At 70.2% G+C, this 15,689-nt stretch carries 10 protein-coding genes; 8 read left to right on the top strand and 2 right to left on the bottom strand.

Annotated features, from left to right (window positions below; genetic code table 11):
* From FFS52_RS13580 to FFS52_RS13565, 4 genes are all read left to right on the top strand, one after another.
* Positions 1-1,719, top strand: coding sequence for an urease subunit alpha (locus FFS52_RS13580; RefSeq protein WP_137810008.1), 1,719 nt, complete (start codon positions 1-3; stop codon positions 1,717-1,719).
* Positions 1,719-2,384 carry an urease accessory UreF family protein gene (locus tag FFS52_RS13575; protein ID WP_068972433.1) on the top strand — a complete coding sequence of 222 codons (666 nt, stop codon included), beginning with the start codon at positions 1,719-1,721 and terminating at the stop codon, positions 2,382-2,384. Before FFS52_RS13580 ends, FFS52_RS13575 begins: the two co-directional genes overlap by 1 nt.
* 61 nt (positions 2,385-2,445) lie before the next feature.
* The gene (ureG, locus tag FFS52_RS13570) at positions 2,446-3,132 is read left to right on the top strand and encodes an urease accessory protein UreG (protein ID WP_068972432.1); all 687 of its coding nucleotides are present in this window, start codon (positions 2,446-2,448) and stop codon (positions 3,130-3,132) included.
* Between the two features lie 2 nt (positions 3,133-3,134).
* Positions 3,135-3,863, top strand: a complete 729-nt coding sequence (locus FFS52_RS13565) for an urease accessory protein UreD (RefSeq protein WP_137810007.1) — start codon at positions 3,135-3,137, stop codon at positions 3,861-3,863.
* Between the two features lie 33 nt (positions 3,864-3,896).
* Here the strand turns inward: FFS52_RS13565 and FFS52_RS13560 are convergent, their stop codons facing one another.
* Together FFS52_RS13560 and FFS52_RS13555 are read right to left on the bottom strand one after the other, a co-directional pair.
* Positions 3,897-5,414 carry an NAD(P)/FAD-dependent oxidoreductase gene (locus tag FFS52_RS13560; protein ID WP_058253203.1) on the bottom strand — a complete coding sequence of 506 codons (1,518 nt, stop codon included), beginning with the start codon at positions 5,412-5,414 and terminating at the stop codon, positions 3,897-3,899.
* Positions 5,415-5,584: 170 nt separating this feature from the next.
* Positions 5,585-6,190, bottom strand: a complete 606-nt coding sequence (locus FFS52_RS13555; RefSeq protein WP_058253204.1) for a GNAT family N-acetyltransferase — start codon at positions 6,188-6,190, stop codon at positions 5,585-5,587.
* Between the two features lie 265 nt (positions 6,191-6,455).
* Between FFS52_RS13555 and FFS52_RS13550 the strand changes: the two genes are divergently transcribed.
* Genes FFS52_RS13550 through recD form a run of 4 tightly spaced genes read left to right on the top strand, consistent with a single transcriptional unit; the run spans position 6,456 to position 15,580 of the window.
* Positions 6,456-6,854, top strand: a complete 399-nt coding sequence (locus FFS52_RS13550; protein ID WP_240199082.1) for a thioesterase family protein — start codon at positions 6,456-6,458, stop codon at positions 6,852-6,854.
* A gap of 31 nt (positions 6,855-6,885) precedes the next feature.
* Positions 6,886-10,344: an exodeoxyribonuclease V subunit gamma gene (gene recC, locus FFS52_RS13545; RefSeq protein ID WP_137810005.1), complete on the top strand. Its 3,459-nt coding sequence runs from the start codon at positions 6,886-6,888 to the stop codon at positions 10,342-10,344.
* Positions 10,341-13,721 (top strand): UvrD-helicase domain-containing protein, encoded by a 3,381-nt coding sequence (locus FFS52_RS13540; protein ID WP_068972429.1) that lies wholly within the window; start codon positions 10,341-10,343, stop codon positions 13,719-13,721. The genes recC and FFS52_RS13540 overlap by 4 nt, the downstream gene beginning before the upstream one ends.
* Positions 13,718-15,580, top strand: coding sequence for an exodeoxyribonuclease V subunit alpha (recD, locus tag FFS52_RS13535; protein ID WP_137810004.1), 1,863 nt, complete (start codon positions 13,718-13,720; stop codon positions 15,578-15,580). The genes FFS52_RS13540 and recD overlap by 4 nt, the downstream gene beginning before the upstream one ends.
* Positions 15,581-15,689 lie beyond the last annotated feature (109 nt).

Below are 15,689 nucleotides of genomic sequence, written 5' to 3'. Positions count from 1 at the left end.
ATGGCCATCCTGGGACGCGACCGGTACGCACAGCTGTTCGGCCCGACCACGGGCGATCTGATCCGCCTCGCCGACACCGATCTGCTCATCGAGGTCACCGAGGACCTGTCGGGCGGACCGGGTCGCGCCGGAGACGAGGCCGTCTTCGGCGGTGGCAAGGTGATCCGCGAGTCGATGGGACAGAGCCGGGCGACCCGCGCCGACGGCGCCCCCGACACCGTCATCACCGGCGTCGTGCTCCTCGATCACTGGGGAATCATCAAGGCCGATTTGGGAATTCGGGACGGTCGCATCGTCGCGATGGGCAAGGCGGGTAATCCCGACACCATGGACGGGGTGCATCCGGACCTGGTCATCGGGCCGTCGACCGAGATCATCGCCGGCAACGGCAAGATCGTCACCGCCGGCGCCATCGACTGCCATGTGCACTTCATCTGTCCGCAGATCATGGACGAGGCGCTGGGCAACGGGATCACCACCGTGATCGGCGGCGGTACGGGTCCGGCCGAGGGCAGCAAGGCCACCACCGTGACACCCGGCGCATGGCATCTGGCCTCGATCCTCGCCGCAACCGATCACTGGCCGATGAACATCGCGCTCCTCGGCAAGGGCAACACCGTCAGCGCCGAGTCGATGCACGAGCAGATCCGCGCGGGCGCTTCGGGTTTCAAGCTGCACGAGGACTGGGGCAGCACGCCCGCGGCCATCGACGCCTGCCTGCGGGTGGCCGACGAGACCGGCGTGCAGGTCGCCCTGCACTCCGACACCCTGAACGAGGCCGGGTTCGTGGAGACGACCCTCGGCGCGATCGCCGGCCGCGGCATCCACGCCTACCACACCGAGGGTGCCGGCGGTGGTCACGCTCCGGACATCATCACGGTCGCGGCCTACCCGAATGTGCTTCCGTCGTCGACCAATCCGACGCGCCCGCACACGGTCAACACACTCGACGAGCACCTCGACATGTTGATGGTCTGCCACCATCTCAACCCCACCGTGCCGGAGGACCTCGCCTTCGCCGAGAGCCGGATCCGGCCGTCCACGATCGCGGCCGAAGACCTCCTGCACGATCTGGGCGCGATCTCGATGATCGGCTCGGACTCGCAGGCGATGGGCCGGATCGGCGAAGTCGTGCTTCGGACGTGGCAGACGGCGCACGTGATGAAGCGCAAACGCGGATCGCTGCCCGGCGACGGTCGGGCGGACAACAATCGCGCACGACGTTACATCGCGAAGTACACGATCTGTCCGGCACGTGCCCATGGCTTCGACGACGAGATCGGTTCGGTCGAGGTCGGCAAGCTCGCCGACCTCGTGCTGTGGGACCCGGCGTTCTTCGGGATCCGCCCCGATCTGGTCATCAAGGGCGGCGCCATCGCGTGGGCGGCGATGGGCGACGCCAATGCGTCGATCCCCACGCCGCAACCGGTCTTCCCGCGTCCGATGTTCGGCGCCGCACCGAAACTCGCGGCCGCCACGTCGGTCAGCTTCGTCGCCCCGGGTGCCGACGCCGATCTCGCCGGGCGCATCGGGGTCGACCGCAGGCTCGTCCCGGTCAAGAACACCCGCGGCGTCGGGAAGGCCGACATGGTCAACAACGACGCCTGCCCGACGATCGAGGTCGACCCCGACACGTTCACGGTGCGGGTCGACGGTGAGGTGTGGGAGTCCGAGCCCGTTGCCGAACTCCCGATGGCGCAACGGTATTTCCTGTTCTGATGCGACCCGACGACACGAACCCGGGCGCCTCCGCGCCGCTGGCGATGATGCTGGCCCTGGCGGATTCGCGTCTACCGGTGGGCGGGCACGTCCACTCCGGTGGCGTCGAGCAGGCGATCACCGACGGATTCATTCGCACCGCAGGCGATCTCGCTTCCTTCCTGTACCGCCGGGTGACCACGAGCGGTCTCGTCGCGGCATCGGTGGCGGCGGCCGTGGCCGACGGCGCACTCGACGTGCCCCGCGCGCAACGCGAAACGGATGCGCGCACGCCGTCGGCGGCCGCACGGAAGGCATCGCTGGCGCAGGGCCGCGGGATGGTGCGGCTGGCGCGGCGGATGTGGCCGGACGTCGATTGGTCGGCCCACCGGCCGTCGACGCATCTCCCCGTCATCAGCGGGTCGATCGGCGCGGTGTCCTCGCTGTCGGGTTTCCACACGGCCCTGATCCTCGTGTACACCACGATGAGCGGGTCGGCGACCGCCGGCCAGCGCCTGCTCGCACTCGACCCGGCCGACGTGTCGATCATGATCGCCGAACTCGGTCCCGAGTGCGAACGCGTCGCCGCCGAGGCCGCGGTCGGCCTGGCGGACCTGTCCGATCCGGTGCTCGACATCTTCGCCGAACGCCATGAGCGGCAACCGATGCCGCTGTTCATGTCCTGACCACCGCCCCACCCATCCCGTGACCCGGCGAAGTCGCCGTCGCGAACCGAGAGGAGTTCCCATGCCCCCGCATCTCATCGACGGGCAGCCGCACACCCACGACCACAACCGGCCGCGCCGCAAGCGCGAGCCCGGCGAGGCGCTGCGCATCGGTGTCGGTGGCCCGGTCGGATCGGGCAAGACCGCGCTGGTGGCCGCACTGTGCCGACAGCTCCGGGACGAGTTGTCGGTCGCCGTGTTGACAAACGACATCTACACGACCGAGGACGCCGACTTCCTGCGCCGCAACGCTGTTCTGCCCGACGAACGGATCACCGCCGTCCAGACCGGCGGATGTCCGCACACCGCCATCCGGGACGACATCACCGCCAATCTCGACGCCATCGACGATCTCGTCGAGGCGAACCCGCCGCTGGATCTGATCCTCGTGGAATCGGGCGGCGACAATCTCACCGCGACGTTCTCGACAGGTCTGATCGACGTGCAGATCTTCGTCATCGACGTCGCGGGCGGGGACAAGGTGCCGCGCAAGGGCGGACCCGGCGTCACGTTCTCGGACTTGTTGGTGATCAACAAGATCGATCTGGCCGAACGCGTCAACGCCGACCTCGACGTCATGCGGCGCGATGCGGCGAAGGTCCGCGAGGGCCGGCAGACCGCCATGATCTCGCTGACCGAGGACCCGGCCGCGACGGACGTGCTGGCCTGGGTCCGGGCCCAACTGGCGGCCCCGGTCGCCGCCGGGTGACGATGCGCACCGAGGTCGACATCGTCGCCACCGTCGAGCGTGGCGTGCGTCATCGGGCGGTCGGGGGACTGGGCGTGCGGGTGACCGCGCCGGGCCACGTTCAGCTCATCGGCACCGCCGCCACGCCGCTCGGTGGTGACGAGATCGTGGTGCGCATCGAGGTCGAACCGGGTGCGCAGTTGCGGGTCGGCAGTGTCGCGGCGACGATCGCGCTGCCGGCCCGCGACCGTCCGGACTCGTCGGCTCGGTGGGAGATCGCCGTCGGCGACGGTGGTCGCCTGCGCATCGACCCGCAACCGACGGTCGTCGCCGGTGGCGCGGTCCACCGCTCGGACATCACGGCACGACTCGCCGCCGGCGCCACCCTCGATCTACACGAGCACGTCCAGATCGGCCGGGCGGCGAGCATGACGGACGCCACGCTGGTCGACCGCGACCGGATGGGTGCCTGGACCGGGGGGCTGCGCGTCGAGATCGACGATCAGGTGGTGCTGGCCCATCGGCTCTCGCTCGGTCAGGGCACACCCGCGGGGGCCGCGGGCCACCGAGCAGCGAGCAGCGTGTTCCGGTACCCCGACAACCGGCCCGGCGACGTGCACGGGACCGAGTTCGCCGCGCGTCTGCACCTGGCCGGCGGCGCCAGTCTGACCACCGCCCTCGGGACCTCGGTCAGTACCGCGCGGCGGCTGGCCGACGGCCTGGAGATCGAGTCACTGGCCGTCGTGCCGTAGACGCCGGCACGCGGGCCGACCGCTGTTGTCGGGTCAGCTGGCCTCGGCCTCGGATTCCTTGCCGTCGGCGTCCTTGCCCTCGGTGGGGACCGAGCCCGTCGCCCCGGGAGCGGTCGACGCGGTGTCGACCGTCCCGGCATCGGTCTTCGCCGGTTCCGCATCGGAGGTCTCGCCGGCCTTCTCGAGCGCCGACAACTGGCCGATCGCGGTGCGCGCGTAGACCTGCTGCTCGGTCACCGCGAGCTGCGAACGACCGCGCGTGGTGAACGCGAAGAACCAGTTGATCAGCGTGTTCAGGCGGTTGCGGAACCCGACCAGATACACGAGGTGCAGCGCCAGCCAGCCGAGCCAGGCGAAGTAGCCCTCGGTCTCGAAGGTCTTCTTGATGCCGGGGATCGGGACCTGCATCACCGCGGAGTACCGCGAGATGGTCGCCATCGAGCCCTTGTCGTAGTAGCTGAACGGCTTGCGCTGGTCGGGGGTCTGCCCCTTCAGCTCGGCCTTGATGGCGTCCGCGGCATAGCGGCCGCCCTGGATCGCGCCCTGCGCCACACCCGGGACCCCGTCGACGGCCATCATGTCGCCGACGACGAACACCTCGGGATGGCCGGGGATGGTGAGGTCGGGGAGCACCTTCACCCGGCCGGCGCGGTCGAGTTCGACGCCCGACTGCTCGGCGAGCTGCTGGCCGAGCGGGCTGGCCTGTACGCCGGCCGACCACACCTTGCACTGCGACTCGATGCGGCGGGTGGTGCCGTCCTTCTCCTTGACGACCAGGCCGTCGTAGTCGACGTCGACGACCATCGCGTTCAGCTGGATCTCGACGCCCATGCGCTCGAGGCGGGCCGCGGCCTTGCCACCGAGCTTCGGGCCGAACGGCGGCAGGACGGCCGGCGCGGCGTCGAGCAGGATCACCCGGGCCTCGGTCGGGTCGATGTTGCGGAACGCGCCCTTGAGGGTCTTGTCGCTCATCTCGGCGATCTGGCCGGCCAACTCGACACCGGTGGGGCCGGCGCCGACGACCACGAAGGTCAACAGCTTGGCGCGCTCGGCGGGGTCGTGGGACAGCTCGGCCTGCTCGAAGGCGCCCAGGATCCGACCGCGCAGTTCGAGTGCGTGGTCGATGGTCTTCATGCCGGGCGCGTACTCGGCGAAGTGATCGTTGCCGAAGTACGACTGATCGGCGCCGGCGGCGACGATGAGGTCGTCGTACGGGGTGACCGTGATGCGCTCGAGCAGGCGGGAGGTGACGGTCTTGGCCTCGAGGTCGATGTCGTACACGTCACCCATGAGGACGGCGGTGTTCTTCTGCTTGCGCAGCACCACGCGGGTGGCCGGTGCGATCTCGCCCTCGGCGACGATGCCGGTCGCCACCTGGTAAAGCATCGGCTGGAACAGGTGGTGAGTGGTCTTGGCGATCAGCGTGACATCGACATCGGCCTTGGCCAGTCGCTGGGCGGCGAACAATCCGCCGAAGCCCGAACCGATGATGACCACTTTCCGACGGGTCGTGGCTGCTCCAGCGGGGGCCTGGACGGCGGGGCTGCTCATCTCCAGACATCTCCTTCCAGGTCGTTGGGCGACGGTCGTGCGGACTTCGGCGGACCCGAGTGGGGTGCTACCCGAGGGGGCCGTGTAGCGCCGGGGCCGGAGTACGACCGTGCATGTTCTCAACGGTAGTCAATGATGATCCGATGGGCGCGGCCAGAGGGGTGTTGCGCTCACGCGGTGAGACCACCGGCCGACGACCATCGTTGCGAGCGCTCCTGCCAGTCGGCTCGGAGGAGCTCGTATTCGACCTCGGACCGGTCGCGGTCCGGGTGGATGGTCAGCAGCTCGGCCGAGTCCGCGGCGTCGTCGCAGAGGTGGATGGCGCACAGCGTCATCCCGAGCTTCTCCATCACGCGACGCGACGAGGCGTTGCGGGCGACCGTGCTCGCGAACACGCGCTCGGTGCCGAGGTGGTCGAACGCGAACGCGACGAGGGCGAACGCCGCCTCGGTCGCCAGGCCGCGGCCCCACACCGTGCGCCGGAGGCGATAGCTCAGTTCGAGTTCGGCACGGTTGCTGTGCCGTGGTGTGCGCAGCGAGATCCAGCCGAGGAAGGCGGCGGTGGCGGGGTCGCACAGGATCCAGGTGCCGGTGCCGTGTCTGCGGTGTTCGGTCTCGGCGCGGGGGACCACCCAGTCCTCGATCACGGCGCGCGGTGTCGCGGCACCGCCGCTCACGTACCGCATGACCTCGGGATCGCTGTCGAGGTGGACGAGCTCGTCGACATCGACGGCGGACACCGGGCGCAGCCGAGCCCGTGCCGTGTCGATGTTCACCCGAGCCCCTCACCGCGCGCGGGGGTGCGCGCACCGATTCGCCTGACGTCCTGCCCCGGCGAGTGAGTCTACGGTCTGGTCGGCTGTGACTCCTGCAGTTCGTCGTACGCGTGTCCCGCACTAAGATCGCGCCGTGGCCCCCCACCGAGATGCCCCCGATCCAGATGCCCTCGATCCAGATGCCCTCGATCCCGAGGCAACCGCAGCCGGTTCCGCCGGACCGGACTACGTCCTCGACATCCCGGTCGCGCTGCGCTGGGGCGACATGGACATCAACAACCACATCAACAACGTGCAGATCTCCCGGATCTTCGAGGAGAGCCGGGTGCGTTCGTTCTATGAATGGATGCCCGACCGGCCGCGGAAGTTCTCGTTCCTCGTCGCGCGTCAGGACATCGAGTTCTCCGCTCCCGTGCACTACTCGCTCGACCCGGTGCACGTGCGCACCTGCATCGGACGCGTGGGCCGGTCGTCGTTCGTCATGGCGCTGCGCCTGATCGACCAGTCCGGGACGCTGTGCGCCACGGCCGAGACCACGATGGTCGTCGTCGACCCGGACACCGGCCGGCCCACCCCGATTCCCGACGACGCCCGGCCGCTGCTGACCGCGCGCCTCGGCGAGCCGGTGCGTTTCCACACGCCCCGGTCGAACGCCGCGGGCTGACCGGGCCGGGCCCCGGAGTCACAGCCGTCCGATGCTCATCCTGCACCGCGCCGAACGCACCGACACGCTGGCCGATGCGCTGGCCGAGGTCCTCGCGCACCCGCTGGGCGACCCGATGCGCCCGGAGATCGTGTCGGTTCCCGCCGCGGGAGTCGAGCGGTGGCTCGCCCAGCATCTGGCCCGACGCCTGGGGGCAGGGGCCGGCGACGACGGGATCGCGGCCAACATCGATTTCACCGGACCGCCCCGCCTGGCTGACGCCATCGTCGCGGCGGTGCTCGGTGACACGCGTCTGAACACCTCGCGCTCGCTGACGGCGCCGGACGATCCGTGGCGCGCGGCCGAACTGACGTGGCCGGTGCTGCGTGTCCTCGACGACCGCGTCGACGACCCCGCGCTCGACGTGATCGCGCGGCACATCGGCGCGGGCGACACCTCCTCGCCCCGGATCGGGCGCCGCTACGCCACCGCACGCCATCTGGCCGAGTTGTTCGACCGGTACGGGCGGTCGCGCCCGTCGCTGATCGCTGACTGGGCCGCCGGCCACGATCTCGACGGTGCCGGCCGCCCCCTGCGGGACGACCTGGCGTGGCAGCCCGGGTTCTGGCGTGCGGTCCGCGCCGAGATCGGCCGGCCGCATCCCGCGGAGGATCTCGCCGCGGTCTGCGATCGGCTGCGCACCGACCCCGCGGCGGGGGGATTGCCGGAACGACTGTCGGTCTTCGGGCCGACGCGGATCACCGAGTCGTTCCGTCAGATCGCCGCGGCCGCAGCCGTCCACCACGATGTCCACCTGTTCGTGCCCCACCCGAGTCCGCGGCTGTGGGCGGACCTCGGTGCCCTCGTCGACCCCGACTCCGGCAACGGGGTCCCACCTCGACGCGGGGAGTGCGAGCTCCCCGAACTGCGAAACCCCCTGCTCGCCGGTCTCTCCCGTGATCTGCAGGAACTCCAGTTGCGGCTCGCTCCGATCGTCGATCGGGACCTGCACCATGTGCCGCGGGAGTCGGTGCTGGGCGACACCGCGCTGCACGTCGTCCAGTCGGGGATCCGCGACGACCTGGCTCCCGCGCCCGGCCTCACCGACACGTCGGACCAGACCGACACGTCGGACCCGACCGTCTCCGCGGACCCGTCCGTAGAGGTGCACGCGTGTCACGGGCCCGAGCGGCAGATCGAGGTCCTGCGGGATCGGTTGCTGCATCTGTTCGCCGCCGATCCCGAGCTGCAGCCGCGCGATGTCCTCATCATGTGCCCGGACGTCGAGACCTACGCACCCCTGATCCGTGGCGCATTCGGACAAGCGGGACTGCCGCATCCGGCGTTCGATCTGCGAGTTCGGCTCGCCGACCGTGGAATTCGCCATGTGAACCCGATCCTCGACGTGATCGTCGGAGTCGTGGAGCTGGCCGCGGGCCGGGTGACCGCCGGTGACGTCGTCGACCTCCTCGGCGCCCCGCCGGTACGAACCCGGTTCGCGATGACCGACGACGACCTGGATCTGATCCGGGAATGGCTGGCGCACAGCAACGTCCGGTGGGGGATAGGCGTCGCCGAACGCGCCCGCTACGGTCTCGAACGGTTCCGCCAGGGCACCTTCGACGCCGGCCTGGACCGCATCGCCCTCGGCGTCGTCGCCGAGGAGGCCGACGACGAATGGCTCGGTACTGCACTGCCGCTCGCCGGAGTGGAGAGCACCGGCATCGATCTCGTCGGTAGGTTCGACGAGTTCCTCGACCGACTCGGTCGGGTGCTGGCCGAACTGCGGGAAGCCGCTCCCGCGCACCGATGGGCGGAGACGCTCATCGACGCCGTCTCGTCGCTGACGGCGACCGAGCCCGCCGAGGATTGGCAACGCGCACAGGCAATCCGGATGCTCAGCGAGGCCTTCGGGGACACCCGACCGGTCGAGCCGGAGGAGGTGCTGCGTCTGGCGGACGTGCGGGACCTCCTATCGGCGCTGGTCTCCGGCCGGCCGACGCGCTCGAACTTCCGCACCGGAGAACTGACGGTGTGCACGATGGTGCCGATGCGCTCGGTGCCGCACCGGGTGATCGTGCTGCTCGGGATCGACGCCGAGGTGTTCCCGCGTGTCCAGCGGATCGACGGGGATGACGTACTCGGCGTCGATCCGCTGGTGGGCGAACGCAATCCGCGGGACGAGGACCGGCAGTGTTTCCTCGACGCGATCTGCGCCGCGCAAGATGCCCTCCTCGTCTTCTACAGTGGCGCCGACCCCGTCTCCGGCCGGCGGATCCCGCCCGCTGTGGTCGTGAGCGAACTGGTCGACACGCTCACCGGTCTGACCGGCGTGAGTCCCGTTCGCCGGCATTCGCTGCACGGGTTCGACGCGCGGAACTTCACCCCCGGTGGCGTGCCGGGAATCGCGGGGCCGTTCAGCCACGACGCGTCGATGCTTCGCGGAGCCGAGGCCTTACGCGAGCCGACGCGGCGCGTGGTGGTCGCCGCTGCCGAGGTGCTGCCCGCGCCGGAACGGACCCCCGACACCGAGGACATCGACCTCGCGACCCTCATCGACTTCCACGTGGACCCGATCGTGGCGTTCGTCCGCCAGCGCCTCGGTGCCCGCATCCCCGACGACGACCGGCCACACGACGACCAACTCGATGTCGAACTGGAACCACTGGACAAGTGGGGGATCGGCGACCGATTCCTCTCCCGGATGCTGACCGGGGTGTCCATCGGGGAGTGCGAGGCGGCCGAGCTCCGGCGCGGGACGCTGCCGCCGTTCGCCTTCGGCACCCGTGAGCTCCGCGCGATCTCGCGGACGGTCACGCGGCTATACGGCGTCGTCGAGCCGTTGCGCACAGGGACTCCCACGACCCTCGACGTCCTGGTCCGACTACCCGACGGCCGCCGGGTGCACGGAACGGTCGGTGACGTGTTCGGCGACACCGTGCCGGCCGCGTTGGTGCGGCCGACGTACTCCAAGCTCAAGGCCAAACAGCAACTCAGCGGCTGGATCACGCTTCTCGCGGTGGCCGCCGCCGCGACCCAGGGCAATGCCGCGGCGCGGTCGGTGGACTCGGCGGTCCTGATCGGGCGGGCCCCGCGAGGCGGCGGGACCAGCACCATCACACTCCGGCGCCCCGCGGATCCGGTTCCGTTGCTTCACGACCTCGTCCGGCTACGTGACGAGGGTCTTCGTCGTCCGCTGCCGCTGCCGCTGGAACCCGCGTACACGTTCGTCGAGAACGACGGGCCCGGCCGGCGCAGCACGTTCTCGCTCGCCAACGCCCGCCGGAACTTCGACGACAGATTCGGTGCCGCGCACGACCCATATGTGAAGCTCGCATTCGGCGGGGACGTGCTGGCCGAGGTCGATTTCGACGACCTCCTCGACGGCGCGACGCCCGACCATCGCACCGTCGGCGGTGTCGAACTGCCCATGGGTGACGACGAACCGTTGTTCGCCGGGCTGGCGCGAACCGTGTGGGTGCCACTCGATGAGCACCGGGAGGGCACGTGAGACGGCCGGCCACCTTCGACGTCACCGCCGACCTGCCGGATCACACCACGGTCCTGGAGGCGAGCGCCGGAACCGGGAAGACCTACGCCATCGTCGGACTCGCCGCCCGGCACATCGCCGAGGGAGTCCCGATCTCGGAGATGCTGCTGGTGACCTTCAGCCGGGCCGCGACCGCCGAGCTGCGTGAACGCATGCGAGACCGCGTGCGCGAGTTGCTGGACGGACTCGACCGTCCCGGTGCCGCCCCCGGCCACGACGCGCTGCTGCAGATGCTGGCGCAGGGATCACCGGACGAGGTCGCCACCCGTCGTCGCAATCTCGCCCGCGCTCTGAGCGACTTCGACGCGTCGACGATCGCGACCACCCACACGTTCTGCAACCGCATGCTGGAGGCGCTGGGCTTCCTGGGTGAGCGTGAACTGGTCTACTCGATCGTCGAAGAGGTCGACGAACTCACCGAAGAGGTGGCGCTGGACCTCTACCTGCGCGGCTTCTGGGCAAGCGACACACCGGAATTCGACTTCACCGAGGCGCGGTCGATCGCCCGCGACGCGGTACGCCAGGCGTCGGTCGCACTGGCGCCGGACACCTCCGAGTCGACCGACGGGCCGGGTGGCGATGCGGTGGCCGCCCGTCGGGTGAGTTTCGCGTCCGCGGTCCGCCGCATCGTCGAGGCGCGCAAACGTGATGCGCGCGTACGGACCTACGACGACCTGCAGGCCATCCTGCAACGCATCGTGACCGACCCGGTGGTCGGCGAGCGCGCGTGCGAACGTATCCGCAACACCTTCACCGTGGTCCTGGTCGACGAGTTCCAGGACACCGACCCGTTGCAGTGGGACATCCTGCGCCGGTGCTTCCACGGCCATCGCCGACTCATCCTCGTCGGCGACCCCAAACAGTCGATCTACGGATTCCGCGGTGCCGAGGTCCTGAGCTACCTCGCCGCGGTGTCCTCGGCCGACACCTTGCAGGCGCTCGACGTGAACCGGCGATCCGACGGCGCGCTCGTCGACGCCCTCGGACATCTGTACGGCGAAGCGGCGCTGGGACATCCGGGCATCGTGGTGCATCCGGTCTCGGCGGCACACCCGGGCAGCCGGCTCGACGGTCGTCCGCCGCTACGCATCCGCGCGTTCCTGCGCACCGACTTCACGTCCCGTAACGCCTACAACCTGCCCGCGGTGAAGGACGTCCGCGACCGGATCGCGGTCGATGTCGCCGACGACATCGCGCAGACCCTCGCCCAGGGCGCTCGGCTCGAGGTCGACGGAACCTCCCGCCCGGTGGATCCCGGCGACATCGCGATCCTGGTGCGGCTCAACAGCACCATCGAACCGCTCCAGCGGGAGCTCGCCGAGCGCGGCATCAACTCGGTGATCGGGTCGGGGGTCAACGTGTTCTCCACGACCGCGGCCCAGCACTGGCTGTGGGTGATGCGTGCCGTCGAACAACCCTCCCGCGCGGACCGCGCGCGGTTGGCGGCGCTCACGACCCTGCTCGGCTGGTCGATCGAGAAGGTGGCCACCGCAGGCGAACCCGAGGTCGCCGAGCTCGGGGCCGAATTGGCATCGCTGGGACGGGTGTTCGTGCAGGGCGGGTTCGCCGCGATGGCGCAGCGCCTGCTCGACTCGCACGGTGTCGCCGCGCGCGTCCTGGCCACCGAGAACGGTGAACGCATCCTCACCGATCTTCTGCAGGTGTCCGCGCTCTGCAACAAGCACGTGGTCGAGACCTCGGCGGGAGTCAGTGGCCTCGTCGAGTGGCTGGCCGAGCGGATCGCCGACACGTCCGCGCGCCAGCGATACGAGGACCAGAGTCGGCGCCTCGACCGCGACACGCAGGCCGTCCAGATCATGACCGTGCATGCCAGCAAGGGCCTGCAGTTCCCGATCGTCTACGTGCCCTACGGCTGGGACGGGACGTGGATCGGCGACCGCGGCAACATCACCTACCACGACGAGTCGGGTACCCGGCGTCTCGATGTCGGTGGCGCGCAGGCGCCCGGCCGCGCGGCGCGGCGCAAGCGGTACGCCGAGGAGACGGCCGGCGAAGACCTCCGGCTGCTCTACGTCGCGCTGACGCGGGCGCAATCGCAGGTCGTGGCGTGGTGGGCGCCGTCGATGAACACCACGAGCGGGCCGCTGCACCGGCTGATCTTCGGGCGCGATACCGCAACCCGAATCCCTTCCGAGACCGGCGAATCGGTGTGGTCGGTCGCCTCCGACGTCCCCATCCCCGACGACGACGCCACGTGTGTCGGCGTCCTACGTACCCTGACCGGGCGCGATGCCGCGATCTCGGTCGAGCCCGCCGGCCGGATCGAGGCCGGTGCGGTGGCGGCCCCGCCGCACGCCGATGTCGAGCCGGCGACCCTCGGGGTCGCGCGGTTCCGGCGCGCCATCGATCAGGAATGGCGTCGCACGTCGTACTCGGCCATCGTCGCCGATGTCGCGCACGGCGCACCCGGGGCACCCGCCGGTTCCGTCGTCACCACCGGTAGCGAACCGGCCGACGACATCCTCGGTGACGAGCCGGCCGGCCCGGTCGAGCTCGACGAACCGCCCGCCGAGGGTCACCGAGCGGGAACGCCGTCGCTGATGAACGGCCTGCCCTACGGGGCGACGTTCGGCACCCTGGTGCACGAGGTCCTCGAATACGTCGACACCTCGGCGCCCGACATCGAGACCCATGTGCGCGAATTGTGTTCGCGCGCACTCGGGGTCCTGCCGGCCGACATCGACGCCGACGTACTGGTCGCCGCGCTCGTCGGCGTCCTCACCACGCCACTCGGTTTCGGCGATCTCTGGGGCGTCGAGCCGGGAGATCGCCTCGCCGAGCTCGACTTCGAGCTCCCGCTGGGGCCGCCGGATCGCGCCCCCGGCGCCCGTGGGGCGACGCCGGGGGTGTTCGCCGAACTGCTGGACCGGTATCTGCCCGACGACGATCCGTTGCGTGACTACGTCGATCACCTCCGCGAGCTCCCCGATCGTGAACTGCGCGGCTTCCTGACGGGCAGCATCGACTCGGTGCTGCGCACCCCGGACGGCCGCTACGTGGTCGTCGACTACAAGACCAACCGCATCCGGGCGGGGGACCTGGTCGTCGAGGACTTCGACACCGCGGCCATGGCAGGCGAGATGATCGCCGCCCACTATCCGCTGCAGGCGATGCTGTATTCGGTTGCGCTGCACAGGTATCTGCGCTGGCGCGTCGTCGGCTACGATCCGGTCCGGCATCTCGGCCCGGTGCAGTACCACTTCGTGCGCGGCATGGCCGGGCCGGGCACGCCGCCCGGTTGCGGCGTGTTCGAGTGGGATCTGCCCGCAGACCTGATCCTCGCATTGTCCGATGCACTGGCGGGAGCGTCCCGATGACCGTGTCCGACGTCCAGGTGGTGGAGTGGGCCACCGGTGTGCTCGCCGAGTGGAACGAGGCCGGAGTCCTAGCCGCCGCGGACGTGCACATCACCGACCGTCTCGTGACGATGTGCGCCGAGCCGGTGTCCGAGACCGCGCGTCTCGGCGCCGCGCTGGCGGTCCGTGCGGTGCGGCTCGGTTCGACGTGCCTCGCGCTGGACCGTTTGGGCGAGCTGGCCGGCGACGACACCGCCGACCTCACCATCCCGTCGTCCGATGCGGTGCTCGACGCACTGCTCGAGAGTCCGCTCGTCGCGGGCAGCGAGGCGGGTCCGTTGCGTCCGTTGGTGGTGCGACGGTCCATCGATGGGTCGCTGGTGTACCTCCAGAAGTACTTTCGGCAGGAACAGACGATCCGCGAGACGCTGGCCCGCCGCGCACAGACGACACCCGTGGTCGAAGCCGATGCGCTGCGCGCTGCGATAGCCGCCGTCTACACCTCGCCCGAGGACGGGCACCTGCAGAAGCTGGCGGCAGCGGTCGCCGCGACCCGCTGGACCACCGTCCTGGCGGGCGGTCCCGGCACCGGCAAGACCTACACGGTCGCACGCATTCTCGCGGTACTGGACGCCCTGCAGGGACCCGGCCTCCGTATCGGACTGTGCGCGCCGACGGGCCGGGCGGCGGCTCAGCTGCAGGCCTCGGTGGAAGCGGAGTCGACGGTTCCCGTCACGGCGCACGCCGTCACGCTCCACTCGTTGCTCGGCTGGCGCCCGGGTGCCAACCCGAGGTACGGCCGCGGGCGGACCCTGCCGCACGACGTCATCGTCGTCGACGAGACCTCGATGCTGTCGATGACCGCGATGAGCCGTCTGCTCGACGCAGTCCGTCCGGATGCACGGGTGATCTTCGTCGGTGACCCGCATCAGCTCGCGTCGGTCGAGGCCGGAGCGGTGCTCGCGGATCTCGTCGAACGGGCGGATGTCGCTGGAGTGCAAGGAGATTCGGGAACCGTGACGGCGGTATCACAGGCCGCGCTCGAGGCGGTGGGCCTGGATGCTGATCATGAACTGGAACCCGAGGACACCGATCATCTCGCCGGTGGCGTGATCACCCTGCGGCGCCAATTCCGTTTCGGCGGCGGCATCTCGCGGGTCGCGGCGGCCGTGAACGCCGGTGACGCAGACGAAGTCCTGAGACTGGTCGCCGCGGACGACGTCCCGAACGTCGAACTCGTGGCGCCCGACGACCTCGATGCCGTCCGTGCCGATCTCGTCGAATGGGGCCGGGCGCTGCGGGCAGCGGCCCGTCGTGCCGATGCCGACGGGGCGCTCGACGCGCTCGATGCCCACCGGGTGCTGTGCGCGCACCGGGAGGGGTCATGGGGTGTCCGTGGCTGGTCGGCCAGGATCACCGAGTGGCTGGGCACAGCCGGCGCCGAGCTGGCCGGATGGTATGCGGGACAGCCCATCCTGGTCACCGCCAACGACCGCCAGACGGCGACGTTCAACGGCGACACGGGCGTGGTGATCGCCGATCCCGAGGGCCGGACGCAGGGGGCCGACGGCGTCCGGGTCGCCTTCCGTCGCGGCGGATCGGTGCGACTCCTGCACCCGACGCAGCTAGCCGACGTCGTGTCGGTTCACGCGATGACCATCCACCGCAGCCAGGGCAGCCAGTTCCGACAGGTCACGGTGATCCTCCCACCCACGGGCTCAGAACTGCTCACCCGGGAGTTGCTGTACACCGCCATCACCCGCGCCCGCGACCACGTGCGGATCGTCGGGACACCCGAGGTGCTGGCCGCGGCGGTCGACCGCCGCGTGCAGCGGGCCAGCGGTCTGCGATCGGCCGTGACTCCGTACGACCGCTCCTAGTGGTGTGTCTCGGTTTTAGCTAACTCCTTGTTCGAGTGCGGCGCGGGCGCGGGCGACCTTGGCCAGGATCGACCTGGAGGTTGCGGTCCAGACATATGGTGTCGGGTTG

The sequence above is a fragment of the Gordonia sp. ALPHA1B1 genome (genome assembly GCF_005502615.1).
Classification (GTDB): domain Bacteria; phylum Actinomycetota; class Actinomycetes; order Mycobacteriales; family Mycobacteriaceae; genus Gordonia; species Gordonia hongkongensis.
This window is presented reverse-complemented; position numbering and strand designations above follow the sequence as displayed.